This window comes from Micromonospora sp. NPDC001898 (assembly GCF_042891255.1).
Classification (GTDB): Bacteria; Actinomycetota; Actinomycetes; order Mycobacteriales; family Micromonosporaceae; genus Micromonospora.
In genome coordinates this window covers 227,296-252,589 of sequence record NZ_JBIATC010000007.1, presented here as the reverse complement: position 1 = coordinate 252,589, position 25,294 = coordinate 227,296, and the positions used below count along the sequence as shown (strand labels likewise).

Annotated in this window: 18 protein-coding genes and 1 pseudogene; 13 read left to right on the top strand and 6 right to left on the bottom strand. The window is 72.2% G+C overall.

Annotated elements, in window-relative coordinates:
• Window positions 1-3: 3 nt before the first annotated feature.
• Window positions 4-960, bottom strand: a complete 957-nt coding sequence (locus ACFYZF_RS18610; protein WP_387022127.1) for an SCO2521 family protein — start codon at window positions 958-960, stop codon at window positions 4-6.
• Window positions 961-1,259: 299 nt separating this feature from the next.
• Here ACFYZF_RS18610 and ACFYZF_RS18605 point away from each other — a divergent pair, with 299 nt between their 5' ends.
• The 3 genes from ACFYZF_RS18605 (at window position 1,260) to ACFYZF_RS18595 (ending at window position 7,902) form a co-directional block, all read left to right on the top strand.
• A complete protein-coding gene (locus ACFYZF_RS18605; RefSeq protein WP_387022124.1) occupies window positions 1,260-5,474 on the top strand; it encodes a HEAT repeat domain-containing protein in 4,215 nt (1,404 codons plus the stop codon).
• Window positions 5,475-5,591: 117 nt separating this feature from the next.
• Window positions 5,592-7,400, top strand: a complete 1,809-nt coding sequence (locus ACFYZF_RS18600) for a RyR domain-containing protein (RefSeq protein WP_387022121.1) — start codon at window positions 5,592-5,594, stop codon at window positions 7,398-7,400.
• Window positions 7,390-7,902, top strand: a complete 513-nt coding sequence (locus ACFYZF_RS18595) for a hypothetical protein (protein WP_387022118.1) — start codon at window positions 7,390-7,392, stop codon at window positions 7,900-7,902. The genes ACFYZF_RS18600 and ACFYZF_RS18595 overlap by 11 nt, the downstream gene beginning before the upstream one ends.
• Before the next feature lie 9 nt (window positions 7,903-7,911).
• On the opposite strand, the gene ACFYZF_RS18590 is transcribed toward ACFYZF_RS18595, so the two are convergent.
• From ACFYZF_RS18590 to ACFYZF_RS18580, 3 genes are all read right to left on the bottom strand, one after another.
• Window positions 7,912-8,706, bottom strand: a complete 795-nt coding sequence (locus ACFYZF_RS18590) for an SCO2525 family SAM-dependent methyltransferase (RefSeq protein WP_387022115.1) — start codon at window positions 8,704-8,706, stop codon at window positions 7,912-7,914.
• Between the two features lie 238 nt (window positions 8,707-8,944).
• Entirely contained in the window at window positions 8,945-9,634 is a 690-nt protein-coding gene (locus tag ACFYZF_RS18585) for a response regulator (protein ID WP_387022179.1), read from the bottom strand.
• A gap of 17 nt (window positions 9,635-9,651) precedes the next feature.
• Window positions 9,652-10,512, bottom strand: coding sequence for a sensor histidine kinase (locus ACFYZF_RS18580; RefSeq protein ID WP_387022112.1), 861 nt, complete (start codon window positions 10,510-10,512; stop codon window positions 9,652-9,654).
• A 236-nt stretch (window positions 10,513-10,748) separates the two neighbouring features.
• Here ACFYZF_RS18580 and ACFYZF_RS18575 point away from each other — a divergent pair, with 236 nt between their 5' ends.
• The 4 genes from ACFYZF_RS18575 (at window position 10,749) to ACFYZF_RS18560 (ending at window position 14,727) form a co-directional block, all read left to right on the top strand.
• Window positions 10,749-12,701, top strand: coding sequence for a hypothetical protein (locus ACFYZF_RS18575; protein ID WP_387022109.1), 1,953 nt, complete (start codon window positions 10,749-10,751; stop codon window positions 12,699-12,701).
• 10 nt (window positions 12,702-12,711) lie between these two features.
• On the top strand, window positions 12,712-13,386 hold the full coding sequence (locus ACFYZF_RS18570; protein WP_387022106.1) for an ABC transporter ATP-binding protein: 675 nt from the start codon (window positions 12,712-12,714) through the stop codon (window positions 13,384-13,386).
• 16 nt (window positions 13,387-13,402) lie between these two features.
• Complete coding sequence (locus ACFYZF_RS18565; protein WP_387022103.1) at window positions 13,403-13,753, top strand: hypothetical protein; 351 nt, start codon at window positions 13,403-13,405, stop codon at window positions 13,751-13,753.
• Between the two features lie 212 nt (window positions 13,754-13,965).
• Window positions 13,966-14,727, top strand: a complete 762-nt coding sequence (locus tag ACFYZF_RS18560; RefSeq protein WP_387022100.1) for an aminoglycoside adenylyltransferase domain-containing protein — start codon at window positions 13,966-13,968, stop codon at window positions 14,725-14,727.
• A 207-nt stretch (window positions 14,728-14,934) separates the two neighbouring features.
• Here ACFYZF_RS18560 and ACFYZF_RS18555 read toward each other — a convergent pair whose 3' ends face one another.
• Complete coding sequence (locus tag ACFYZF_RS18555) at window positions 14,935-15,465, bottom strand: pyridoxamine 5'-phosphate oxidase family protein (protein ID WP_387022097.1); 531 nt, start codon at window positions 15,463-15,465, stop codon at window positions 14,935-14,937.
• Between the two features lie 265 nt (window positions 15,466-15,730).
• Between ACFYZF_RS18555 and ACFYZF_RS18550 the strand changes: the two genes are divergently transcribed.
• Window positions 15,731-16,678 carry a hypothetical protein gene (locus tag ACFYZF_RS18550; protein ID WP_387022094.1) on the top strand — a complete coding sequence of 316 codons (948 nt, stop codon included), beginning with the start codon at window positions 15,731-15,733 and terminating at the stop codon, window positions 16,676-16,678.
• A 43-nt stretch (window positions 16,679-16,721) separates the two neighbouring features.
• Window positions 16,722-16,898: pseudogene (locus tag ACFYZF_RS18545) on the top strand (DNA-binding transcriptional regulator); the annotation flags it as partial.
• 118 nt (window positions 16,899-17,016) lie between these two features.
• Here the strand turns inward: ACFYZF_RS18545 and ACFYZF_RS18540 are convergent.
• Window positions 17,017-18,306 (bottom strand): hypothetical protein, encoded by a 1,290-nt coding sequence (locus ACFYZF_RS18540; RefSeq protein WP_387022091.1) that lies wholly within the window; start codon window positions 18,304-18,306, stop codon window positions 17,017-17,019.
• A gap of 167 nt (window positions 18,307-18,473) precedes the next feature.
• Here ACFYZF_RS18540 and ACFYZF_RS18535 point away from each other — a divergent pair, with 167 nt between their 5' ends.
• From ACFYZF_RS18535 to ACFYZF_RS18520, 4 genes are all read left to right on the top strand, one after another.
• The gene (locus tag ACFYZF_RS18535) at window positions 18,474-19,094 is read left to right on the top strand and encodes a response regulator transcription factor (protein WP_387022088.1); all 621 of its coding nucleotides are present in this window, start codon (window positions 18,474-18,476) and stop codon (window positions 19,092-19,094) included.
• Between the two features lie 197 nt (window positions 19,095-19,291).
• Window positions 19,292-22,327 (top strand): hypothetical protein, encoded by a 3,036-nt coding sequence (locus tag ACFYZF_RS18530; protein WP_387022085.1) that lies wholly within the window; start codon window positions 19,292-19,294, stop codon window positions 22,325-22,327.
• A gap of 13 nt (window positions 22,328-22,340) precedes the next feature.
• A complete protein-coding gene (locus tag ACFYZF_RS18525; protein WP_387022083.1) occupies window positions 22,341-23,153 on the top strand; it encodes a DUF4255 domain-containing protein in 813 nt (270 codons plus the stop codon).
• Window positions 23,150-25,282, top strand: a complete 2,133-nt coding sequence (locus tag ACFYZF_RS18520; RefSeq protein WP_387022080.1) for an AAA family ATPase — start codon at window positions 23,150-23,152, stop codon at window positions 25,280-25,282. The genes ACFYZF_RS18525 and ACFYZF_RS18520 overlap by 4 nt, the downstream gene beginning before the upstream one ends.
• The last annotated feature ends 12 nt before the right edge of the window (window positions 25,283-25,294 follow it).

The following is a 25,294-nucleotide window of genomic DNA, read 5'->3' as shown; positions in this document are numbered from 1 at the left end:
CGCTCAGCGCCGGCAGGGCTGGTTGACCGCCATCCGGTCGGCCAGGTCGCGCAGCAGGGTCATGTTGCTCACGCTGATCTGGTCCCGGATCCAGTTGACCGACGACTTCCACTGCCGGCTGAAACCGGGCACCTGTTCCAGCCGGTCCCAGATCGGCCGCAGCCGCGGATGGACCCGAGCGCCCGGCAGCCACAGGTGCAGCAGGTGTTCCAGCACCGGGCGCAGCCGCTCGATGTGCTCCTGCCCGGCGGCCGGCCGGGTGACCGCGGCCTCCATGAGGGAGGAGAGCATGGTGAGTAGCCAGTCGTGCAGCGCGAGATCTTCGCAGAGGCCGGCCACGGCGGCCGGCACGTCCTGCGGGTCGACCACGAGTTCGACCGTACGCAGCGTGGGGGAGTCCACGGTGATCACGGCCGAGACCTCTCGGTCCGGCCCCTGGTTGACCCGCGTGGTCCAGCGCAGCCGGGTACGCGCCGCGCGCAGCGGCGGGCGCCGGTCCAGCAGGTCGGACATCTGCACACCGTCGATCACCCGGCCGGTGATCGCCTCGAGGTTGAGCACGTCCGCGTTGTTGCCGTGCAGGAAGCCCGCGATCAGGTCCGCGGCGTCCAACTTGCCGACCGTCTCCAGGACGCCGGGATTGGCCAGGTAGTGCGACCAGGGTTGGCGGCGCTTTCCGTCGACGACCTGGATGACCGAGGACGCCTGTACGATCCGGCCGCCGGTGATGATGGCCCGGGTGACCACCGCGCCCACCCCGCGTAGCTGGCGCTGCCTGGCGCTGGGTAGCCAGCAGTCCACTCCGGTGCGGACGTCCGGTGACACCGCGTAGAGCGACGGGCGCCGGGAGGTCAACACCCTCTCGCCCTCGATCAGGCTGAGCACCTCGGAGCTCTGCTCCTGGGACAGTGCCGTGCTGTGCTGCAGCAGGCTGGTGTGCACCTCACCCACCGTGAGCATGGCTTCCTCCGCATCGCCGCCACCGGTCCGCGGTCGCCCGCGGACTGCGGTCCCATGATGATTGATGCCCGCCGCCGTGACCCGCACCGACACGGATTTGTGTGGATTTGCCGGAACCCCGCCGAGCGCGGGATTCGGCTTGTCCGGATCCGCAACTGTTCTGGCGGCCATCATAGGCCCACGGTTGATGGGATTCCCAAGCGGTAGAGGTGGCGAGCATTCGCGGGTCAGAGGGATGTGACAGCAACTGATATTTTGAATGGTGCGGTCGCCAGCCACTCCCTGGAGTTTGCCGTCCCATGAAGGTCTACATTTCGGCCACCCAAAAGGACCTGCTGGAATATCGCGCTGCCGTCCACGTCGTGGCACGCCGTCTGGAAATCGAGGACGTGGCCATGGAGGCGTACAGCGCCGACATCCGGCCGCCGCTGGAACGCTGCCTGACCGACGTGCGCCGGTGCGATCTCTACGTGGGGCTGTTCGCCTGGCGGTACGGGTTCCGCCCGCCCGGCCAGGGGTCCTCCATCACCGAACTGGAGTACCGCGAGGCCCTCGCCGCCGGCAAACCCTGCCTGATCTTCCTGCTCGCAGAGGACACGCCCTGGCCGGTTCACATGATCGACCGGGACGCTGACTGGCAGCAGGTCGTCGCGCTGCGCCGGGAGCTCAAGGAGCGCCACCTCTGTGCCTTCTTCTCTTCGGTGGACGACCTCGCCGCCAAGGTGACCGTGGCACTGGCCGAGGTACGTAGCGGGCGGTCCCCGGCCCGCGAGCCCGCCGACCCGGACACCCACCTGCCGGAGGCCGTGCGCAGCCAGTACTACAAACAACTGGCGCTGAGTTACGAGGCCGTTCCGCTGGACGCGGTCTCGCCCCGCCCCACCATCGGCTACCTCAGGGTCGGGTTGTCGGAGGTGTTCGTGGAACCCCGGGTCCACGAGGACACCCGGCCGGAAATGCCGCTGGCCTGGTGGCGCTGGGCGGGCTCCGCGGCGGACGGCAGTGCCCGCGGGCTGCCCGGGGTGGTCAACCCGGAAGAGGTCGAGCGGCTCTGGGAGGAGTACGCCGCCAAGGACGCGCTGGTGTTGTTCGACGTGGTGTGCGATCAGGGCCGGCGGTCGATCGTGCTGCTCGGCGATCCCGGCTCCGGCAAGTCGGCGGCCGCGCGGTACCTGGCGCTGGCGCTGGCCGGGAAATGCTCCGAGCCCCGGCTGGCGGCGCTGGACGGATACCTGCCCGTCCTGATCGAACTGCGGTCCTATGCCGCGCACTGCGGCGACGGGCGGTGCGACGGCCTGCTGGACTACGTCGGGCACCGCCACCAGCAGGGGCTGGCCGGGGGGATCGACCAGGACGTGCTGAAGGCGTACCTGCACCAGGGCGGCCGGGCGCTGTTCCTCTTCGACGGCCTGGACGAGGTGTTCGACCCGGTGCAGCGGGAGGAGGTGGCCGCCCAGATCGGCGCGTTCGTCAGCGAGTACCCGGGGGTGCGGACGGTTGTCACCTCGCGGGCGGCCGGATACCTGCGGCACACCTTCGCCAACGCCGGCTTCGACCACTTCACCCTGGAGGATCTCGACGACGAGCGGATCGCCCGGTTCCTCGGCAACTGGTACCGCTACGTGATGCCCACACCGGCGGCGGAGGCGGACCGGCAGCGGCGACAGATTCTCGACGTGGTGCACAGTTCCCGGGAGATGCACGAGATCGCCGGCAACCCGTTGCTGCTGATGCTCATGGCGATCGTCGGCCGGGGCCACCCGCTGCCCCGCAATCGGCGCCGGCTCTACGAGCACGTCACCGACGTACTGATCTCCGAGTGGGACGTGACCAAACAACTGCGGGAGAGCCACGGCGACGTGCCGCAGCTGGATCTGCAGGCGAAGCGCCGGCTGGTGCGCCACCTGGCGTACCAAATGCAGAGTCGGGAGTCCGGTCCGGCCGGAAACTACGTAGAATCCGATGAATTGGCGCGTATCTTCCGGGACCACCTCGTCGCCTTCTACGGTTTTGACAACGAGCGGGCGTTCACCCTGGCCTACTCGATGATCGACCAATTGCGGCAGCGAAGCTTCATCCTGGAGCGGTACGGATTGCGGCTGTTCGGGTTCGTGCACCGCACGTTCCTGGAGTTCTTCTGCGCTGAGGAGATCGTGGACAGGTTCGAGCACGATCCGGACGCCTGGGGCCTCGACCGACTGCGCGTGCTGTTCCGCGAACACTGGGCCGACCCGTCCTGGCGGGAGGTGCTCCGGCTGGTCGCCAGCGACCTGCCCGCCCGGGCCGCCAATGACCTGATCACCCTGCTCGCCACCGAGGCCAACCGGCCCTGGCCACCGCTGAATTTGGCCGGCCCGCCGTGGCACCTGGTGCTGGCCGCGCAGTGCGTCGCCGAGGCGGCGCAGCCCGTCGAGCTGGCCGGCGCGGGCGACGCGGTGCTGTGCCAGGTCGTGCGGCTGATCGAACACGGCATCTCCGCCGACGACCCCAACCTGGTGGAACTCACCGAGCAGGAACTGCTCTCCTCGATCCGGGTGCTCGGGCCCAGCTGGCCCGGCCGCGACGCCTTCCTGCAGTGGTACCGCCGTCGCGGAGTGCGGAGCAGTTGGCGCTCCGGCTCCGCGTTCGCCACCCGGATCGCCGTGGTGCTCTCCACCGCCGACGAGGAGTTGACGCAACTGCTGGTCCGGGAGCTCGGGCAGGGCCGCGAGAGGCAGGCCCACCTCACCCTGGTCGCGGGACTGGCCGAGACCGCCGGGCGGCTGGACGTCACCGGCCGCAGCCGCCGCCGATGCCGGGACCTGCTGCTCGCCCAGGCGCAGGTCGAGGTCTCCACCGCGGTGCGGCAGGCCGCCGTACGCGCGCTGGTTGCGCACTTCGGCGCCGACGCCGATTACGTCGACGTGCCGCGCGACCTCGCCGACTCACCCGATGTCGCGGTGCGTGCGTTGGCCGTGCAGTCCCTCGGCGGCCGGACCGAGCTGGCCGAGGACGCCCGCCAGGTGCTGGCCAGGGCCACCGAGGACCCCGCCGCCGCGGTGCGGCGGGCCGCCGCCGAAGTGCTCGCCACGCGCTGCGCCACCCTGCCGGACGCAGCTGGGACACTGCAGCGGTTGCTGACCACCGACACCGACCCCGGCGTGGTGCAGTGCGCGCTGAAAGGGCTGCTGACCCTGCCGGATCACGCCGAGACCGCCCGCGCGGGGGCACTGCAGCGGGTGACCGGCGACGCCCCGGACGAGGTACGGCGTTGCGTAGTGACCGAGCTGCTGCCCGGGCAGTCCAGCCCGGGGAGCACCGAGCTGTTGCTGAAGCTGGCCGGCTCCGACACCTCCGCGCGGATCCGCGCGGTGGCCGTGCAGCGGCTGGCGCTCGTAGCTGACCCGGAGGGGCGCTGCCGCGCCCGGTTGATCGATCGGATCGAGCAGGACGAGGACGCCGCGGTGCGGGCCGCCGCCGTGGCCGCGCTGATCGACCGGGACCGCGCCGACGACACCGGATGGAACGTGGCCAGGCACGCGGCTCGTGCCGACGAGGACGCGACGGTTCGCCTCGCCGCGGTGCGCGCGCTGGCCGAGGCGTACCCGGACCACCGGACCGGAGAACTGCTGCTGGAACGAGCTCGCCGCGATCCGACCGCCAGCGTCCGGCTCGCCGCGGTCGACCTGCTCACCGCCCGTCCGCCGCGCGGCGAGGCGACTCGCGATCTGCTCATCAGCCGCGCCTCCCAGGAGCGGGACCCGATCGTCCGGTTACGGGTCACCCTCCGCCTGGCCCGCCTCGCCGCCTCGCCCGACCCGCCCGGCCCTGAGGTGCTGGCGTGCCTGGCCGAACAGACAGGCCGGGACCCGGACCCGAACGTGCTGCGCGCGGCCGCCCAGGCGCTGGCCCGGTACGGCGAGACCGACGGCCTGGTGGAGACGCTGTCCCGGCGGGCCCGCCGGGACAGCTACGTCGGCATCCGACTGGCCGCCGTGCAGGCTCTCTGCAAGCACGGGAGCCCCGACGTGGTGACCGACGTGCTGCTGGAGTGCGTCGAGTCGGACACCGACCCCACGGTGTTCGACGCGGCGGTGCGCTGCCTGACCGAGCAGGGGTCGGCGTCCATGGCGGTGACCCTGCGGCTGATGCGCCGCCTGGCTGACCAGGACCCGGCGATCCGCGCACGCATCGCCGCCGCGCTCGGTACGTACTTCGGGGCGGACCCGGAGGTCCGGGTGCTGCTGGTGGGGTTGGTCCGCGACGACCCGGCCCTCGAGGTCCGGCGCCGGGCCGTGGAACAGCTGGGAGCCACGCTGGCCGACCCGGACCTGCTGCTACGGCTGGCGGACGACAACGACTGGGAGATCCGGCGCACCGCGCTGCTCACGCTGACCCGGCACTACTGTGGCGACATCCGCACCCGCGAGGTGCTCCTGCGGCTCGCCCACCAGGAGGACGACGGCACCGTACGGCGGCTGGCCGGGCAACTGCTTGCCGCGCTGCCTGACACCGGGCCCGACGACTTCCCGTGACCGGGCCAGACCGCCCGCCCGGCCGGCGTCGGTGGCGTCGCCGATGAACAGGGCGGGGGCGTCGGATTGTACGCGCCGAACCCGGTTGTATCGATCCCGTCAAATACCATGTGGCTCATGACAGACCCGGCCGCTGGCTCGTCCCGCCTGGCCGTATGGTGGCTGCGAGTCGTGTTCGGATTCATCGGACTGGGCGCCTTCATCCTCGGCTACGTCGGCTTCGAGCGCCTGCTTGAGTCCCGGCCTGACACCGCGCACAATCCGTATGACGTGTTCTACTACGATTTGCAGCTCTTCGTTCTCGGCGCCGAACCCTTCCAGGACGCCGGGCCGTACCCGTGGCAACTGCAGGTCGCGCGGTTCGCCGCCCCGCTGTTCACCCTGCTCGCCGTGGCCGAGGCAAGCCGGCTGCTGCTGGCCGCCGAGAGTCGCCGCCTGCGGGCCCGGCGGGCCCGCAACCACGTCCTGGTCTGCGGCGACTCCCAGTTCGCCCACATGCTCGCCGACCGGCTCTTCGCCGACGGCGAACGCGTGGTCGTGGTGCGCTCCGTGCCGTTCGGACCGCTGGAGTACCGCCTACGCCGCTATCTCGGTGTCATCGGCGACCCGGCCAGCCCCGCGGTGTTGCGCGGCGCCGGCCTGTCCCGGGCCCACACCGTCTACGTGTGCAGCGAGGACGACGACCGCAACCACGCGATCGCCAACACCGCCAGCCGCCTCATCCAGGACCGCCGGCAACCACCCCGCGTCTACGTACTGGTCCACGACTCCGAGATGTGCCTGTCCCTGCAGGCCCGACGACTCGGCGCCGTCGGATTCAGCCGGCTGCGGCTGGACTACTTCCACGTCGACGACGTCGCGGCCCGCGCACTGCACCGACACCACCCGCTGCCGCGCCCCAGTGGCCGGCCCGCCAGGGTGCTCATCGCCGGCACCGGCAGCTTCCGCCGGACCCTCCTGGTGGAAACCGCCCGGCACTGGCGGGCACGCCTGGCCGGCACCACAACCGGCCACCTGCCGCCCCCGCTGCGGGTGGACCTGGCGGCCCCGGACGCCAGCACCGAACTCGCCGCCGTGGCGTCCCGCTATCCGTTCCTGACCGCCGCCTGCGAGATCACCGCGTACGATCTGGAGCTCGACCGGCTCGCGAGGTTCGACCGGCTCGACCGCCGCCGCTACGACCGCATCTACATCTGCGCCCCGGACGAGACCAACGGGCTGCAGTTCGTGCTGGACACGCCCGCCCTCTGGCAGAGCGCGGAGAGTTCGGTCTTCGTACCGGTCTACCGGCAGGCAGCGCTTGCCGCCGCCTTCCACGGCGATGCCCGCCACGATCTGCTCGACGAAGTACACGGCAAGCTCCGCCTCTATCCGGTGTTGACTCACGCCTGCGATGCCCGGCTGATCGCCGAGGACCTCACCGAGCGGCTGGCCCGGCTGATCCACGAGCGGTACCTCCAGGCACAGCAGCGTGCCGGGGTGCGCCCCGGCGGCGCGCCGGCGATGGTGGGCTGGTCGCGACTGCCCGAGTCGCTGCGACGGGCCAACCGGGCCCACGTCCAGGACATCGCCGCCAAGCTGCGTAACCTCGGGTGCGTCGTGGCGCCCCGGCGCGGCGGCACCGGCGACGCTTCCGCCGCCGGAGAGGCCATCGACGACCGGATCGAGGAACTCGCCCGCCTAGAGCACGAACGGTGGTGCCGGGAACGGCGCGGGGAGGGCTGGACGCACGGCGAGTTCCGCGACGACGTCCGGCGACGGCATCCCGCCCTGCGGCCATGGGACGAGCTGCCCCTCGACGTCCAGGAGCAGAACCGCGCGGAGATCCGGGCCCTGCCCGACGTGCTCTCCGACAGCGGGTTCGAGCTGATCCGGCTGGCGCCCGCGGTGCCCAAGCAGCGGGAAGGACCGGGGGATGCCGACTGAACCCGCACCGGTGCGCGTCGGCATAGCCGGGCACATCAACCTGACCCGCGACACCGAGTTGCTCGTCGCCGACGCGCTCCGCGCCGAGTTGCGCCGGATCAGCGACCGTCCGGTGCACGGCGTCACCTGCCTGGCCGCCGGCGCCGACCAGGTCTTCGCGCGCACGCTACTGGACATGGGCGGCACGTACGAGGTGGTCCTACCCGCCCGCGACTACCGCACCGCCGTGATCGCCCCGGAGAACCGAGCGACCTTCGACGAACTGCTCGCTCGGGCGGCGGCGGTCGTCCACCCCGGCTACGACCGCTCCGGCACGGCCGCCTACGTGGCCGCCAACCGGGAGCTGGTGCGACGGGTGCAGCGACTGGTGGCGGTCTGGGACGGTGATCCGGGCTGCCACGCGGCGGCGACCGACCGGACCGTCGACTGGGCGCGGCAGCAGGGTGTCCCGATCACGATCCTCTGGCCCGCCGGCGCCCGCCGGACGAAGGCCGGCGACTGACGCGAGGCCCTAACCGCGGCTGCGGCCGGTGGCCAGCAGCATGCTCAGATATCCGTCCCGCAGCGGCGTCCGGGGCCGGACCTCGTGGACGTCCAGGTCGTACGCGCTGGTCGCGATGCTGGCCACCACCTCGGCGCGCTGCAGCGCCACGGCCGGGAACAGGCGCTCGCCGACATGGTAGCCGCGGGAACCGAGCATGACCGCCACGACGAAGGGCGAGCCGGGCCGCAGCGCGTGCAGGAAGCTGCCGATGGCGTGCTCGGCTTCCGCCTGGTCGGCCGATATGGAGCAGGCCACGAAGAACATCGTGCCGGCGTCCCAGGCACGCCTGGGCAGGTCGAAGACACTGGCCCGCAGCACCCGGCCCACCTGAGCCAGCCGGCCCCGTGGGTCGGTCACCGCCGAGTACGCCGGGTGCTCCGCGCACACCTGCCAGTACGGATCCCAGAGCTCGTCGTAGCTGGCGATCTGCGTGCTCAGCCAGCGCACGTTTGACGCCGACCATTCACACAGGTCGAGCGTGCGCGCGATCGGCAGCAGCGACAGCGCCGGGTAGAGGTTCGCCCCCGACCCGACGTCGACACAGCACGCGTCGGAGAGTGTCGTCTCGGCGAAGAAGTCCCTGGTCCGGCGGAGGATTTCACGATCGTCGGCACGCAGCACCGCATAGTTGTGCCGGACGTATGCCTGGGGGTCGAAGCTGTCCCACTCGACGTCGGAATTGGTCGGCCTCGGAGACCGGATCGACGGTGAGGGCGTCGACGAATCGCCACAACCGCCGCCAGCCGCCGGGATCAACGCCATCGAGGCGCCTCCATCCATGTTGGTGGATCACACTGGTCGTCGTAGCGGCGCTTTCCCCTACTGACCCCTGTTTAGCGGAGGCGGTGATGGCTCGCAAGTGGTGTCACCGCGGCAACTCCGACGATCGACGAATTGCTGCCGCCAAGAATGGTCATCGATATCGACGTTCGGCGACGGCCCGGACGAATCACGGCACCGCCATGATCTCCGTAAGGGCGGAGCGTGGTGACGAGACGTGTCAAGGCCGCCGGTCACGTACGGGGGCGGGCACGGGATTCACAAGGCCAACGTTGTACGCGGCGATTACGAGTTGCACCCGGTCGCGGGCCCCGAGTTTGTTCAGCAGATGTGAGATGTGGGACTTGACGGTCTTGACGGCGATGGTGAGGTGCCCGGCGATTTCGTCGTTGGACAGACCCTGCCCGATGAGGCCGAGTACCTCGGTCTCCCGGGCGGTCAGCTGGTCGAGCAGGGATTGCACGGGACCGGCAGGGCCGGTGTGCTGCTTGCGGACGTAGTGCTCGACCAGGCGCGCCAGGATCGACGGGGCGAAGAGCGATTCGCCGTTGTGCGTACGCCTGATGGCGTCGAGTAGATCGTCGGGCCGGCTGTCCTTCAGCAGGAAGCCACTGGCTCCGGCACGGAGTGCGTGGAAGACGTGCTCGTCGAGGTCGAACATGCTCAGGACCAGCACTCGGGTGTGCCCGAGCTCCGGCAGCCGGCAGATGCCCCGGGTCGCCTCGATGCCGTCGAGCCGCGGCATCCTGATGTCCATGAGCACCACGTCGGGCACCGTGGCCTCGGCCGCGGCGATCGCCTCCATTCCGTCGCCGGCCTCTCCGACCACAGCGAGATCGGGCTCGGCGTCGATGATCATCGCGAGGCTTCGCCGGAGTAGGGGTTCGTCGTCGACGAGAACGACCCGCAAGGGCCGGTGGGATCCGCTCACACCGCTCCCTCGGGAATGATGGCCTCGAGACGGAACCCCACACGATCCCCGTGCCCCTTTGCGCGAGGCTCCGCCGTCAGGGTCCCACCCAGGCTTTTCACCCGTTCCCGCAGCCCGATGAGGCCGTGCCCGGCGCCTGGCCGGACGGCCCAGCCCTGGTTCGGCCCGTCGTCGTCGATGGTCACACTGACTGCCTCCGGGGTCCGCGCCAGGCGGACGTCGACCCTGGTCGAGCCAGCGTAACGCGCGCTGTTGGCCAGCCCTTCGCGGACGACCCGGCAGATCGCCACCTGGGCGCCCAGGGACACCGCGCCGAGCTCTTCCTGGGTCAACTCCACGTCCAGGCCGGCCCGGCGGGCGCCCTCGATGATCTCCGGCAGGGACGCCAGGGTCTCCGTGGGGTGGCGAGCGGGCCGGTCGTCGGCCTCCCGCAGCGCGTCCAGCATGCGGCGCAGCTCGACCGTCGCCTTCCGGCTGATGGCCTCCACGTCCTCGATGGCGGCCAGCAGCGCTTGATCGTCCGGCTTGCGGGCGTGCAGGTGCGCCGCGGCGGCCGCCCGCACGGTGATCATGCCCAGGCCGTGGGAGACGATGTCGTGCAGGTCGCGGGCTAGGCGCAGGCGCTCCGCGAGCACCGCCTCCGCGATGTCGCGGCGCGCGATCACCGTCTCGTGCTCGGCGCGCTCGACCAGCAGTCGGACGATCGCCCAGGCGGAGACCGCCGCGAAGCCGAGCAGCAGGACGGTGACGAATGGCCAGGTGAGCCCGAGTGCGAGGACGGCCGTCATCGCGACCAGCAGCGCACCGGCCGGCAGTAGCAACCATGATCGACGGGAGCGATGCCGGCTCTCGGTCATGCCGTGAGCCTACCGTTCCCAGGTTCCGTGGCGTTGGTGTGCGAAGCGCGGGGTCCTCCCGGGCACCCGTATCGGACCACGGTCTGACGGACTCAGGGCCGACGAGCGACCTGCAATGCCGCCCACGGTCCGATGTTCCGGCGCGCTCCACGTGGTTGTTTGGATGCGGCAGATGGCATCACCTCCGCCATGGTGTCCAAGATCGCCCGGGAGGGTCGTTGTACAGGCGCGTGGTAATGGCGGTCGCAGGAGCGTTGTTCACCCTGCTGGCTCTGGTGGCGGTGATCGTCACCGATCTGCACGACCGGGACTTTCCCCAGGCCGTGGGCGCGCAGAGCCGGCTGGGCCTGGACTTCGGCGAGTCGCAGTTCAGCGACCGGGAAGCGTTCGCGGCACTGACGCGGATGGATGCCGACTGGAACCTGGGGCTGGTCAGGATCGCCCCGGACCTGGTTGGGGTCAGCGACGAGCGGATCTTCGTGGCCCTCAACGACGGGAGCCTGCCCGCGACGTTCCGCTGGTTCAGCGGCGCCGGCGCGGGAAGGGTCGTCGGCAGGGACCGGCTGGCCAACTCGTCGCCCGACGGCTCCTACCTGATCACCGGGGACACAGCTCGGCTCGCCGAGTTGGAGAGCCGGCTGAGCAGCGCGGGCGTACGGGTGGCCCGCAACGACGCGTCCGTGACCGGCAGTCTCTGGTTCGCCATGCGGGAGGGCGGCTTCGCCGCGGCCGTCCTGGCCGCTTTCGCCCTCATCGCGGCGCTGGCGCTGTTCTGGCTGTCGATGAAGGCGCGCAGCCGCGCGCTCCGGGTGCTCGGCGGCTGCCCCACGTTGCGCATTCAGGCACAGGACCTGGGCGGGTTCGTGGCCGCACTGCTCGTTCCGGCGGCCGCTGTCACCCTCGCAGCCGCCGTCTGTGTGGGCCTTTCTCGTGGCTGGCTGTACGTCGGTGTCTTCGTCAAGGCGCTGGCCGGTGTGGAGGTCGCGGTCATCGCCGTATCACTGCTCGTTGCCCTGGCCATGTCGGCCTCCGCCTGGCCGAGCGCCACCATGCTCGCCACCCGGCAGCCCGCGGTGAAGAGCCTTCGCTCGGCGGCCGTGGTCGTCCAGGCGCTGACGTTCCTGCTGGTGGTGGGCGCGGCCGGGCCGGCCTGGTCGGCGTACCGCAGCTCGTCCGCCACGGCCGCTGAGATGGCGCAGTGGAAGAACCTCGCGGATCAGGTCGCGGTCCAGTTCGGGATGAACGATGACGAGATGACCAGTCTCGAATCCCGGATCGGAAACCTGGTCAGGGACGGCGAATCGGCCGGGACGATCGCGTACTCGTACACCTTCTCGGAGGAGACATGGGGAGGCGATCTCGGCGACTACTCGGCGGTCACCTTCGTGAACCGGCGGTGGCTCGATCTGATGACGACGAACGCGCCGCCGGGCGCGCTCACGCCGGTGCCGTACGAGCGGGTGAGCGGCATGCTTTCCCGGGAGTTCGGCGAGACGCTCTCGCTGTGGTCGAGAAGCCGACGTTCCGGGGGAGAGACCCTGTCGGGGTTCGGATACCTGCGGCCCGCCGGCGGGTTCCGGATGCCCGTCGCCCAGGGTGGCGGCGGGAGTCTGAGCTTCCTCGACGATGTCCTCGTCGCGGTCATGCCCTCCCTGCACCAGACGTTCGATGATTCGAACCTGACGTCGATGGTCTCGACGAGGAACATCCTGTTCACCGGCGTGGCGGCCACCCAGGCGATGATCGAGCGCGAAGGCATTTCCGCCGAGACCCTGACCGGCCGGGGGATCAGGGGTGACCTGAGTGTGGTCTACGTCGCGGAGGAAGGGATCCTCCGGGCGCAGTTCATGGCGTACGTGGTCTGGCTGATGAATCTCGCGCTCACCGCCCTGGTCGTCGCCTTCACGGTCGCGGCCACGATCAGCGCGCTGATCACCGCCCTGCTGCGCGCGAAGCGCGACTTTCCGTTGCGGCTGTCCGGCCGGCCGTGGGCGCGGATCCTGCAGAGCCGGGTGTCCAAGGAGTTGCTGGCCGGCGCGGCACTCGTGTCCCTCGTGGCGCTGGTCCAGAGACCCGACTCCATAGGGGCCCTGCTGGTGGCCGCGTTGTTCGGGATGTTCGTCGTCCCGCTGAGTCATCTGTGGGCCGCGAACTGGTGTTTCTCCGGCGTCAGCAGACGTCGAATCTGATGGGAGTTCCATGCTGATTGAGGCCGAGGCCGTTTCCGTGGCGTTCGGCGGGCGGCCGGTGCTCGATGGCGAGTCCCTACGTTGCGAGCCCGGGACGATGACCGCCCTCGTGGGCCCGAGCGGATCGGGGAAGACCACGCTGCTGCACTGCCTCGGGCTGCTGCTTCCGGTCGACCGGGGCCGCATCCTGATCGATGGGAAGAACGTCACGGGGTACGGCTCGGCGGCACGGCGCCGCTTCTGGCGTGACCACGCTGCATTCGTCCTGCAGGACTACGGGATCATGGACGAGGAGACGGTTGCCTTCAATGTCACGATGCAGTCGAGCCTGCTGGGCAAGCGGGCCACCGGCGACCGGAAGCGGCTGGCACAGGTTCTCGATCAGACCGGGCTGACGGGTCGGCAGGATGAGGCGGTCAGTCACCTCAGTGGCGGTGAGAAGCAGCGGCTCGCGCTGGCCCGCGCCAGCTACAAGCGAGCCGCGATCGTGTTCGTCGACGAGCCCACCGCGTCGCTCGACGCCGCCAACCGGCGGAAGGTCATCGCTCTGTTTGCGGAGTTCGCCGCCGTCGGCCGCACGGTAGTCGTGTCCACGCACGACCCCGAGATGATCGAGGCCTGCGGTTCACGCTACGAGATCGGGGGCGGACGAACTGTCGCGCAACCCGTCGATCAGTCCCACTAGGGCGGAAGGACCTGCCATGTCACTGCTACCCAAGATCGCGATTGGCGTCGTCGCGGCAATTGCCATCGGCTCGGCCGCGATTCTCGGCGGCGTGTTCCCAACGTCGACTGACACCCACCCGCCCTGCGAGGAACTGCCGACCGCCGCCGAGGCCAGCGCGGCGTTGACCAGAAGCGAGTCCCTCGCCACCGACATCGCGGCGCTGGGCAAGGGAATCTCGGTCGAGGTGGGCTCGCCGTGCCCCAGGGGCCAGGACCGTGCGCTGATCCAGGTGACCTACGGATCGAAGCCGGAGCGTGAGGCGATCAGCAACCTACTCGCGCGCCGCGACGGGTTCGGTGTTCCGGTGCACCTCGTCGAGAGGTAGCTGGATGACCCCGCCTGTGGCTCGGCGACCATCGGTCGCCGAGCCACAGGTGTCTGAGCGCAACGTATCGACCCTGTCCGTCACATCGGGTCAACCCCAGGTGTCACGGTTCGTGACGAACGTGGCGTGCCACTCGTTGCGCGGTGTTGCCGAGATCAGGGTGTCGGACCTTGCCGGCGGCAGCCGGAGGGCCCCCTGGTAGAACTACCGGCGTGGCCAGCGTCGAAGACTTGTCCGCCTTGACCGCGGCGAAACACCTCGCCGACCTCCTGGCCGACATCGCCGGTGCTGCGGCGCGGTCGGTGATCCTGCACGGGTCCCTGGCGGCCGGTGGGTTCCGTCCCGGCCGCAGCGACATCGATGTGCTCGCCGTCATCGACGGTGGCCTTGCCGATGCGCAGGTCGAAGCCCTCACGCGCGTGGTCCGCCGGGCGAATGTCGGCACTGCGGCGGGCGTTGACTTGCACGTCGTGACACCCGAAGCCGTCGGCGTACCGGCCCGGGCAGTGCCCGTGGAACTGTACATCGGTCGGCACGACGTGTCGGCTGTCGGGTTCGAGGTGGAACGCCGCGTGACCGCTGATCCCGACTTGCTTGCCGATCTGTCGATGGCACGTACGGATGGGCGTGCCCTCAAGGGGGCCCCGCCGCGTGAGGTGATCGCACCCGTTCCGGTCGACTGGGTCGTTGACCGTGGCAGGCACTGGCTGACGACTTGGCGATCGCTCGCCGATGACGCCGAAAACGCGGCTTTCATGGTCCTCACCGCCTGCCGCATCTGGCGCTTTGCGGTGGAGAATGTGCACTGTTCCAAGGCGCAAGCCGCGGAGTGGGCAATTGGCCGAGATCCCTCGCTGACGGTCGTCCGGCAGGTGGTTCAGCAGGATGAGCGGGGTCCAGCGAGCCGGGTCGCCGAACAGGGCATGGTGGATCTGCTCGACACCGTGCTGTACGAGACCGCTCGGGCACGTTGACCGTCGGTGGGACGTCCTTCGAATCATTCGGAGGGACGGTCTTGTGGCGCTTCAGGCAGCCGGATCTGCCGCCGATCGGGCGCGCCCTCGTACGGGCGAGGGAATCTTGGTGGCGCGGTAGGAGTCGCCGCTCGGGGTGGGGCGCGGATGCTGCGGTGGCCAGATCTCTCATCACGTGGCCGGGCCGACGCGATCCTGTGCTGCGGATCAGGACTGGGACGCCGCAGTGAGCTTCGCGATGTCGGGGGCGTAGGCGGTCATCCAGTGCGGATGCAGCCGGTAGTAGGCGATGTCGTTGTCCCAGTCGAAGGCGTCTTCGCCGTAGAAGTCCTTGAGGTACGCGAGCAGGTCCGGCCAGTCCTCGGCCGGCTCGCCGTCCTGGGGGTTGAGGACCTCCACCGTGCCGTGCGTGAACACGCCCAGGTCCTCACCGCGCATGTGCGCGGCGCTGGCGGCGGACCGGACGGCGAGGTGGCGTGCCTTGGCGGCGCCGCGCGCCGTGCCGAAGTGCCACTTCCCGCGCAGGAAGTGCCCGTCCACGCCGCTGATCCGCGGCTCGCCCTTCGCCGTCACGGTGGCCAGGGCGAGGGTGCACATGCCGGTGAGAACCTGGGTGAGCTGCTCGGCGGTAAGGCTGCGCTCGCTGTTGATGATCGAGCGGAGGTGCGGGGTGGAGCGGGAGAGGGAGGTGTCAAGGAGGGCCTGAAGCTCGTTGAGCTCTTCTGGCGTTTCGCGCATGGAGATCCTCATCTGTCCGTGGTGTCACCGGTCCACGACCACCATCGACGCGGACCGGTGACACCATGCTCGACCCCAAACCTGACACCTTGTGTCGCATTTCTTCACCGTTTTGCGGATACCACCGGCCGACAAGCCGGACGTCACACACGGCGACGGCGGCCTCACCTACACCTCGCCCATGCGGCGGCCAGCACAGTAGGCGGTCTGCCGACACGAGTCGGGGCAGCTTGTGGAGCGTCGATCATGGCTCGACAATGCCCTCGTGACGCATGCCGACCTCACCGTGGCGCAGTGGCGGGATCGTACCGACGAGTCAGCCAGGCGGATCGCACAGTCGATCGCCGATCGGTGTGGTCTGAAGCTGGTGCAGGTCTATCCGCGCGAGTACGCGGGCCGGTCGCACCGCGTGGCGTTGTTCGAGCGGGAAGGCCAGCGATTCGCCCTGGTGCCGGGTGCGCGGGTACAGCTCGGTTACGACGGTGGCCGGTTTGCGCCGTCGCCCGGGCAGGCAGCCGGCTATGCGGAGAGCGCCGACGAGTACGGGCTGCCGGAACTCGCGGAGTTCTTGAGCGGCATGATGTCACCGGTGCGGACGGTGCACCTTCCGGCGATGCTCGTGGCCGTCGAGGCCATGGACGCGGGCGTGAGTTTCCTGAGCCCGGACGATCCACACGTGCAGGAGCTGCTCGCCGAGGCCGGTGTTCGACGAGGCGGCGGGACCATGTCGATGCGACGCTCCGGCGGCGTAAGGATCGAATTCGACGAGGGCGGCCAGGTCCGTAGCGCACGTCTCGTGCGGCAGGTGTCGTACGACGACGCGCTGCGTGAGGCGGCAGATCTGGGGTTGCGGCCGGCAACGCCGGATGAGTGGGAGTACGCCTGCGGCGCGGGGGCCACGACCTTGTTCCGGTGGGGAGACGACAGCCGTGACGACGGCTATCCCTATGATCACCCGGTCGGCCCGCACCGGGACGCGAACCTGTGGGGACTCGCCATTGGTCAGGACCCATACCGGCACGAGTGGACCAGTGAACGCACGATCGTGTGCGGCGGTGATGGTGGCGGTGCGACCTGTGGCGGTAGCGGCTTCTTCCTGGGCTGGCTGACCTTGGCCACGGCCTACCGGGACACGAACTTCGGCTTGTGGCTCAACTCGAAGGACAGGTACGTCGACCGGCTCCTCCTGCGCCCGGTCATCGACCTCACCTGAACCTGCGTCTACCGGACGGCGTGGCGAGAGCCGCCGCCGTGCGGTGGCGGTCGGGCTGCGGACCGCGGCCGGTGGCTCGGTCACGGGAATCGAGGAGACCTCGCTACGGGCGCTCGCCAAGCTCGAACAGGTGCTGCCGTCCCGGCTGCGCCACCGGGTGAACACGTTGCAGCGGGCACTGGTCCGGGTGGGGGGCACCGGACCGGTAGTCAGCCCGGACGCTGGTCCTCAACGGCAACTGGCTGCTACTGACCCGGTCCTCGGGAACGCTGCGCAGGCACGGACCGAGCTGGGTGGGACACCAACGACCCGGGCGGCCTTTCCCGCAGCGAATCGGGTCAGTCCTCCGGCGCCTTGGTGAGCACCCCGTTGAGGTAGAGCGACTCGCGGCAGGTGGTGGCCCGGGGGGCGTTGGCCGGGGTGCCCGGGCGACGGCAGGCCACGGTCAGGGTCACCTTCGCGCGGGCGGGGACCCGGATGGGGGTGACCGAGTGGTAGTCCTGGTTGCGGAAGTTCTCCAGGGCGTAGGTGACCACCCGCACCCGGTTGGCGGTGACCGTCAGTGTGCCCTCGTCGCCCTGCACGTTGTCGACCAGGAAGTCGGTCAGCAGGAACGTCCGCCCCTCGGGGACGGTGTAGCTGCGTTCCGCCGACCCGTTGGGGCTGGTGCGGAAGGTGACGGCGACGGAGAACTGCTCACCGCCGGGGCCCCCGGCGGGACCGCCGACCCCGCCCCCGTCGGTCGTACCGCCGCCGGGTGCGCCACCGCCCGGCGCGGCCGGCGAGGCGGTCGGGGGAACCGGGTTCGGCGCTGTGGTCGGCACCGCCTCGCCCTGCGCGACCTGCCGGGCCTTCTCCGCCTCCACCGCCTCCCGGGCGGCGGTCTTCACCTGCGGGCGCAGCAGCCCGAACCAGATCGCGGCCAGCGCCAGGAGCAGGGCCAGCAGCGCCGCGAGCAGCTTCAGCAGCCCGGCCGAGATCACCGGGCGCTGGACGAACGTGGCGTCCAGGGCACGGGCCCGGCCGTCCGAGGGCCGCACCTCGACGGTGAACGGGTACTCCTTCGGCTCGCCCCACCAGAGCAGCCGGCGGGCTCGGACCCGCAGCCGGGTCTCGGCGCGCGTGCCGTTGGGAACCTCGACCGGCTCGGCCGGCAGTGCGAACGTCACCTGGTCGGTGCCCTCGGCGGCGGCGAAGCCGACCGGTTCGGTCACGTTGCCGAGGTTGTCGGTGTCGATCCGGTACCGGGCCCCGCGCAGCCCGCTCCGCGACGGTGGCTGCACCTGCGCGGCCAGCTCGAAGAACGGCTCGACGGTGAGGACGCCCTCCTCCACCAGGGCCGAGTCCGGGTACTCGGAGGGGACGACCCGGACCCCGAAGCGCCGGTCCCCGGCGTCCACCCGGGCGGACCGGGGCGGGTGGAAGGTGACCACGACGGTGCCCGAGCCGGCCGGGTAGAGGGTGAGGGACGCCGGCTCCACCGTCACCCACTCGTCCGGGACACCCAGGACCTCGAACCGGTACGCCTCGACCGTGTCGCCGGCGTTCCGCACGGTGACCGGGACCTCGATCTCGCCGCCGGGGGCGACGCTCACGGAGGTGCTGGCCAGATTCGCCGATGCGCGCATCTGGCCGAGCGTAGGAGCGGTTTCCCGGGTTGTCAGGGGCCATCGGGGTACGTCGGCGGGCAGAGATGTGCCCGCCGGGGCGACGTTAAGTACACGCGAAGACACGGTACGCATACTTCCCCGGCCGCCGGCGCACGGACCGACGGCCGGGGAGTGAGGAGACGAGGATGCAGCGGGTACCGGTCTACGTGCACGCGACGGATCCGATCTCGTGGACAGGCGTGACGGGCCAGCTCACGGGCCGCCCGGAGGTCCGGGTCCTGGCCGAGGCGGAGGCCGCCGAGGCGGCGGTGACCCTGGTCGTCGTGGACAGCCTGACGCCACAGAGGGTGCAGTCCCTGCGGCAGCTACGCCGGGAGCAGACCCGGCTGGTCCTGGTGTCGTCCACACTCGACGACGGCCAACTGTCGGCCGCCGTCGAGTGTGGGGTGGTGGGGGTGGTACGCCGGGGCGAGGCGTCCGGCACCCGCCTGGTCGAGGTGATCCTCTCGGCGGCCCGGGGTGAGGGGAGCGTCCCGGCCGACCTGCTCGGTCGGCTGCTGAACCAGATGCGTCGGCTCCAGCGGGAGGTGCTCGACCCCCGAGGACTGACCCTGGGCGGGCTGAGCGCCCGCGAGGTCGACGTCCTGCGGCTGGTCGCCGACGGGTTCGAGACGAGGGAGATCGCCACCAAGCTGTCCTACTCGGAGCGGACCGTGAAGAACGTCGTGCACGGCATGACCACCCGGCTGCACCTGCGCAACCGGGCCCACGCGGTGGCGTACGCGCTGCGGAACGACCTGATCTGAGCCGGGCGCCCCGTCCCGGCGGCCCGTCCGTCGGGACGGGGTCCGTTGCCCGTACCGAAGCGGATCCTGCCCCGGTCCCTGGCCGGCGGTCCCTGTGCCGGACGCCGTCGCCGCGTCGATGATGACCGCCTGGGCCGTGCGCGACGTGGCCGCCCGCCACCCTCCCGGCCCGCCGTCTCCCACCGCCGAGGTGTCGATTGCGTCCCTTCCGAAGGTCCCCCCTCGTCGCCGCCGTCACCGCGGTCTCCGCGTTGCTGGGCGCATGGGCGCTGGCCGTCCCGTCCGGCCGGATGTCGTCCGCCGAGCCGGCCGACCCGCCGCCGGTCACCGACCTGCGGGTCGCCTACCTGGGCACCGGGCACCGGAGCATCGGCCTGGTCGAGGGCTCCGGGGCGACGGCGACGGCCGTGCCGCTGTTCGGCGGCGGGCCGGCGCACTTCGACGACGAGGCGTCCGCCGGTGGGGACGTGGTCGCCTGGGTCAGCCGGCGGGAGTCGGAGCTGGCCCAACTGTGGATGCGGCGCGGTGCGGGGGAGCCGGTCCGGCTGACCGACGACCCGGTGCAGGTGGCCGGTTCGCCCTCGGTGTCTCCGGACGGCAGTCGGATCGCCTTCGAGCTGACCCGGGAGGGTGTCGGTAGCTGGCGCGACATCTTCGTGATCGGCACCGACGGCACCGGCCTGCGCCAGGCCACCGACGGCACCGGCGACAACCGGCGGCCCACCTGGTCGCCGGACGGCTCCGCCCTGGCGTTCGAGTGCCGCGACGACGCGGGCGTGCCGCAGGTCCGGCGCGTGCCGGCAGACGGTGGGCCGGTCACCGCCCTGACCGCCCGGCCGGAGGGGGCCGGGGAGCCCGCCTGGGACCCGGACCCGACGCACGACCGGATCGCGTACACGGCCGCGCCGCAGCGCCCGGACGAGCGCCAGATCCACCTGATGAACAGCGCCGGGGGCGACGACCGGCTGCTGCTCGACGAGCTCTGGGAGAGCCACCGGCCGAGCTGGTCGCCGGACGGGGCCACGCTGGCGTTCCTCAGCCGGACCACCGGCACCGACGGCGCCCGGGGCGCGGTCGACCTGGTCTACACCGGGGTGCCGCGCGACGACTGGTGCCCCTGCGAAGCGGTGCTCCGCCTCGCCGAGGACCGTCTCGTCGGCGACCCCGCCTGGTACGTCCCGCCGGGCGGCGGCCCGCCCCGCCTGCTGGTCAGCCGGACCACCGCGCCGGATCGGTACACGGTGACGTTGCAGGACATCCGCCCCGACGCCACCGACCCCCGGGACCTCGGACTGACCGTCCTGCGGGAGGACCCGGGCGCGGCGACCGACCCGGACCGGCTCTGGCGGCCCGTCGACGGCGACCCCTGGACCGCCCGCCCCGACTACTCCCCGGACGGCCGGCGGATCGTGGTGAACCGGTTCGAGACTGTGGCCGGCCGCCGGGTCTCCCGCCTCTGGGTGGTCGACGCCGACGGCGGCAACCCCCGGCCGCTTCCCCTCGCCGGCCGCGCCGAGTCGGACCTGGAGACCGACCCGGTCTGGTCCCCGGACGGCACCCGGGTCGCGTACGCCCTGGCCGGCCCCGGCGGGCCGAGCCGGGTGGCGGTGGCCGACGTGGACACCGGGGAGCGCCTGCTCACGGTGCCACCGGGGGCCGGCGCGGACCGGTCCGACAGCCAGCCCGCGTGGTCGCCGGACGGGTCCGCGCTGGCGCTGGTCCGGGGGCAGCCGGAGGGGGCGGCGGCGGACAGCCACGTGTGGACGGTCGACGCTCGGGACGGCACCGGGCAGCGGGACCTGACCGCCGCGGGCTGCCCGGGGTGCACCGGGGCGGACTACGGCCCGAGCTTCTCTCCCGACGGCACCCGGATCGCCTTCGGGCGGGGCGCCGACGGGCTGGTCGTCACCGACACCGCCGGCGGCGACTGCCAGGTGCTGGCGCCGCAGACCCCGGACGCGGACTGCGCCGGCCCGCTGACCGCCCCGCCGGACGGCCCGCACCGGCCCAGGGACGTGGCCTGGTCGCCGGAGGGGCACCGACTCGCCCTGAACTCCCGCCGGTACACCGACCCGGCCAGCCCCGAGTACGTCAAGACGTACGACTTCGACACCGGCGTGCTGGACGGGCTGACCTGGGAGCTGCCCGGCCGGCACCGGAAGCCGACCTGGCAGAGGTCGGTGGACCTGGCCACGACGGTCCTGGAGCCACCGGCGCCGGTGCGGGTCGGCGAGCGGACCACCCTGACCCTGACGGTCACCGACCGGGGGCCGACCCCGGCCACGAACGTCCGCCTCGACCTGCGGGTACCGGACGGCGTCGAGGTCACCGCCCTGGAGCCGGAGGTGGGCTCCTGCCAGGTCGACCCGCCCGGCTGCGACCTGGGCGCCGTCGGGTTGGGCAACACCGTCCGGGTGCGCGTCGAGCTGACCGGGGTGACCGCCGGGACGTACCCGCTGGCCTGGTCGGTCGGGGGCTGGACGGCCGACGCCCGGCCCTCGGACAACGAGGCGTCCGTGCCGGTGACCGTCACCCCGGTTCCCGTGCCGACGACCACCCCGCCGGCGACCCCGACGCCGACGCCGACCCGCCCGGCCCCGCCCGGCCTGGAGATCACGGTGACGGTCAACCCCACCCCCGGGTACGTGGGCGGGCTGGTCACGGTCACCTACACCGTCCGCAACACCGGCGGCCAGGGCGTGACCGGGGTCCGGATCACCCCCGTGCTGCCGGCCCGGGTGCCGGTCCGTACCCGCCCGACGGGCTGCGCCGCGACCTCCTGCGCGGTGTCCGACCTGGCCCCGGGTGCCCGCCGGACGCTGACTTTCGTGCTGGCCCCGACCGCGGCGACGGCGACGACGGTCCGTGGCGCGGTGGCCGGCGACGGCGGGCTGGCCGACACCGCCCAGGCGCCGTTCCGGGTGGTGCAGCCCCGGATCGTGGCCGTCCCGGACATCGGGCCGCCGGGCTTCGTCACCTCGGTCCGGGGCACCGACTTCCCGCCCGGCGTGCCGGTGCGGCTGGCCTGGGACGTCGGCCTCACCGTGGCGGCGAACCCGGCCGTGCCGGCGGCCGACGGCACGTTCGCGGCCCAGCTCCTGGTGGTGCCGCGCGACCAGCTCGGCCCCCGGAAGGTCCTGGCCATCGGCCCGGGGTTCGGCCCGGTCCGCACCGCCTTCCGGGTGGTCATGCCCGCCCAACAGCCGCCCGGCCTGCTCGGTCGTGGCTGGTGAGGGGACGACGACGATGATCAACGAGGTGGACGAGGCGCTGCACGCGCTGCTGACCGAGGAGCTGCTCGCCGGCACCGACGTGCAGTTGGCCTTCGACGCGCCGACCCGGGAGTGGGAGGCCCGGCGCAACGCCCCGACGGTGAACCTGTTCCTCTACGACGTGCGGGAGGAAATGGCGCACCGCCGGGAGGGCCGGATCGAGGAGTGCGACGCGGACGGCGTGGTCGTCGCCGAGCACCGGCCGCCCCGGTACTTCGCACTGTCGTACCTGGTGACCGCGTGGACCGCCCAGCCGCAGGACGAGCACCGGCTGCTCTCCGTGCTGCTGGCCGGGCTGGTCACCCACGACGTGCTGCCCCCGGGCCGGCTGGTCGGCGGCCTCGCCGACCTGGGGCTGACCGTGCCGATGAGCATCGCGGTGCCGCCGAGGCGGGACCGGGGGCTGGCCGACATCTGGTCCGCCCTCGGCGGCTCGCTGAAGCCGTCGCTGGACCTGGTGGTGACCACGCCGATCGCGGCGTCCACGGCCTTCGCGGCCCAGCCGGTCACCGACGGGCTCCGGCTGCGCGCCGGCGCCCGGGCCGACTCCGCCCCGGACGACCACCGGGCCGGCCCCGGACGGACCGCCCGCCCCCGCGCCCGCCGCCCGGGCGACACAGCGGCGGAGCAGCCACCCGCCGGGACGGAGACCCGGCGGCTGCGCCACCCGGACCCCGCCCCCGGGGAGACCACCACCCCGATCGGGGTACGCCGGGCGCGGGGCACCGCCGCCGAGCGGCAGCGACGCCAGGGCACCGGCGGGTCGATCGGGGACGGCCGCCGGTGACCGCCGTACGCGAAGACGCCCGGACGGCCCCGGAACCCGAGCGGACCGAACCGCCGGGCACGACGTACCTGCGGGCCCGGCTGTTCCTGGTGGAGCAGCGCGTCCGGCGGGCCGTCGCCACCGCGCGCGCCGCGGACCCAGCCCCGGACGACCCGCTGCGGGGGCTGCACGTCTCCGACGAGGACGCCTGGCGGCTCGTGGACGACCCGGCGCCACCCGCCCCGGACGAGATCGCGGCCGAGGCGGTGGCGACCGCCGACCGGTGGGCCGACCGGGCCCGGTCGGCGGGTGGCCGGGTGCCGCTGCGGGAGTTGGCCGAGGACTTCGCACTGACGCCGTTGGACGTCGAACTGCTGCTGATCGCGCTCCTGCCCGACCTCGACCAGCGGTACGAGCGGCTCTACGGGTACCTCAACGACGACGTGACCCGGCGGCGGGCGACGACCGGGCTGGCCCTGGGGCTGTGCGGGGTCTCCCCGGTCACCGGGGCGGCTCGGACCCGACTGGCCGGCACCGGCCCGCTGACGGCCGGCGGCCTGCTCCTCGTCGAGGAGGACGACCGCCCCTTCCTGACCCGGAGCCTGCGGGTGCCGGACCGGGTCACCAGCCACCTCCTCGGGCAGGACAGCGGCGACGGGCGTGCCGACGGCCTGGTCCGCCGGGTGCCCCGGCCGGCGGACCGGCAGCCGGTCACCGACGGGCTGGCGGCGGCGCTGCGCGCCGGTGACCGGCTGGTCTACCTGCGCGAGGAGCCCGGCGGGGCGGCCGACGAGCTGGCCACCGCCGCCCTGCTCGCGGCCGGCTGGTCGGTCCTGGCCCTCGACCTGGACGCGCTGGGCGTCGACCCGACGCCGGAGGAGGCCCTCGCCGTCGTGGTGCGGGAGGCCCGGCTGCGCCGGGCGGGCCTGGTCGTCGGCCCGGTCGACACCCTGGACCCGGCGGCCGGCCCGGCCCATGCCCGGCTGCTGCACCGGCTCACCGCTCTGCCGGTGCCGGTGCTGCTCACCGGCCGGCTGCGCTGGGACCCGTACTGGGCCGACCGGTCCCCGCTGCTGGTGACCGCCGCCCCGGCCGGGGCGGCGGAGCGGATCCGGCTGTGGCGTGCCGCCCTGGCGGGACGCTCGGTGGGGCTGGCGGCCGACGTCGACCCGGAGCGGGAGCTGTCCGCGTACGTGCTGGCACCCGATCAGGTGCGGCGGGCGGCGGTCGCCGCGGCCCAGCAGGCCGTCCTCGACGGTTCCGACCGGGTCACCACCCGGCACGTCCGGGCGGGGGTGCGCTCGCAGAACGCGGCGGCGCTGGCGAGGCTGGCCCGACGGGTGGAGCCCGCCGTCGGCTGGGACGACCTGGTCCTCCCGGCCCCGGCCCGGGACCAGCTCACCGAGCTGGCGTTGCGGGTACGCCACCGGGACCAGGTGCTGGGCGGGTGGCGGTTGCGCCCCGGCGGGGGGCGGGGGCGCGGGGTGACCGCCCTGTTCGCCGGGGACTCCGGCACCGGCAAGACCATGTCCGCCGAGGTGGTCGCCGCCGACCTGGGCCTCGACCTGTACGTGGTGGACCTCTCCACGGTGGTCGACAAGTACGTCGGCCAGACCGAGAAGAACCTGGAACGGATCTTCACCGAGGCGGCCGGGGTCAACGGGGTGCTGCTGTTCGACGAGGCCGACGCCATCTTCGGCAAGCGCTCCGAGGTCAGCGACGCCCACGACCGGTACGCCAACCTGGAGAGCGCGTACCTGTTGCAGCGGATGGAGTCGTTCGACGGGGTGGCGGTGCTCACCACAAACCTGCGGGCCAACCTGGACGAGGCGTTCCTGCGCCGGCTCGACGTCGTCGTGGACTTCCCGATCCCGGACGTGGCGCAGCGGCGGGCACTGTGGGACCGCTGCCTCGGCGTCGAGCTGCCCCGCGCCGACGACGTCGACCTGGACCACTGCGCCCGCGCGTTCGAGCTGAGCGGGGGCGGCATCCGGGCCTGCGCGGTCAGCGCCGGCTACCTGGCCGCCGCAGCCGGGACGCCGGTGACCATGGCGATGGTCATGACGGCCGCCCAGCGCGAGTACCGCAAGCTGGGCCGCCTGCTCCTGCCGGCAGCCACACCGAACGGCACCCGTGCCCGCCGAGCCTGACGTCCCCGCCCT

Bases quoted from the DNA above. Each gene is read 5' to 3' on its own strand.
- ACFYZF_RS18610 (WP_387022127.1), bottom strand. From the start codon at position 960: ATGCTCACGGTGGGTGAGGTGCACACCAGCCTGCTGCAGCACAGCACG.
- ACFYZF_RS18605 (WP_387022124.1), top strand. From the start codon at position 1,260: ATGAAGGTCTACATTTCGGCCACCCAAAAGGACCTGCTGGAATATCGC.
- ACFYZF_RS18600 (WP_387022121.1), top strand. From the start codon at position 5,592: ATGACAGACCCGGCCGCTGGCTCGTCCCGCCTGGCCGTATGGTGGCTG.
- ACFYZF_RS18595 (WP_387022118.1), top strand. From the start codon at position 7,390: ATGCCGACTGAACCCGCACCGGTGCGCGTCGGCATAGCCGGGCACATC.
- ACFYZF_RS18590 (WP_387022115.1), bottom strand. From the start codon at position 8,706: ATGGCGTTGATCCCGGCGGCTGGCGGCGGTTGTGGCGATTCGTCGACG.
- ACFYZF_RS18580 (WP_387022112.1), bottom strand. From the start codon at position 10,512: ATGACCGAGAGCCGGCATCGCTCCCGTCGATCATGGTTGCTACTGCCG.
- ACFYZF_RS18575 (WP_387022109.1), top strand. From the start codon at position 10,749: ATGGCGGTCGCAGGAGCGTTGTTCACCCTGCTGGCTCTGGTGGCGGTG.
- ACFYZF_RS18570 (WP_387022106.1), top strand. From the start codon at position 12,712: ATGCTGATTGAGGCCGAGGCCGTTTCCGTGGCGTTCGGCGGGCGGCCG.
- ACFYZF_RS18565 (WP_387022103.1), top strand. From the start codon at position 13,403: ATGTCACTGCTACCCAAGATCGCGATTGGCGTCGTCGCGGCAATTGCC.
- ACFYZF_RS18555 (WP_387022097.1), bottom strand. From the start codon at position 15,465: ATGCGCGAAACGCCAGAAGAGCTCAACGAGCTTCAGGCCCTCCTTGAC.
- ACFYZF_RS18540 (WP_387022091.1), bottom strand. From the start codon at position 18,306: ATGCGCGCATCGGCGAATCTGGCCAGCACCTCCGTGAGCGTCGCCCCC.
- ACFYZF_RS18535 (WP_387022088.1), top strand. From the start codon at position 18,474: ATGCAGCGGGTACCGGTCTACGTGCACGCGACGGATCCGATCTCGTGG.
- ACFYZF_RS18525 (WP_387022083.1), top strand. From the start codon at position 22,341: ATGATCAACGAGGTGGACGAGGCGCTGCACGCGCTGCTGACCGAGGAG.